This window comes from Deinococcus pimensis DSM 21231 (assembly GCF_000519345.1).
GTDB classification, from domain to species: Bacteria; Deinococcota; Deinococci; order Deinococcales; family Deinococcaceae; genus Deinococcus_A; species Deinococcus_A pimensis.
Window position 1 is genome coordinate 6,912 of the sequence record NZ_KI912616.1, and the last position, 462, is coordinate 7,373.

Sequence of the window (462 nt, forward strand, 5' to 3'; positions counted from 1 at the left end):
GCCCGCGCCGCGCGCCCTGAGCGGGCGGCTGGGCCTGTGGGTCGCGAAGGTGGACCCGGTGACCCTGCGGCCCGTCCGGGCGGTCGGGCGGGACGTGGACGCTCAGTTCCCGCTGGCGAGCTCGTACAAGCAGGCGGTGCTGTGGGCGCTGCTGCGGCAGATCGACGAGGGCCGCGTGAAGCTCACGGAGAGGTTCGACGTCACGACGGGCGCGCAGAGTCTCGGCAATTACCCTTTCGACGGGTCGGACGTGCGGGCCCTCGCGACGCGCATGATCCACAACTCCGACAACACCGCGACGGATCTCCTGCACCGCCGCGTCGGGCTCGACGCGGTGCAGGAGGTCGCGGACGACCTCGGGCTGTGCCGCACGCGCCTGATCCTGCCCACGAAGGACTGGTGGGTGGCGCAGACGAAGCTCGGCGCGGCCTGGCCGGGCGCGGCGGAATTCGCGGGCGCGCG

The 462-nt window shown here is 73.4% G+C and carries 1 protein-coding gene; it reads left to right on the forward strand.

The features are described from left to right. The coding region (locus DEIPI_RS27275) for a serine hydrolase (RefSeq protein WP_211238221.1) at positions 1 to 462 on the forward strand (462 nt) is incomplete at both ends.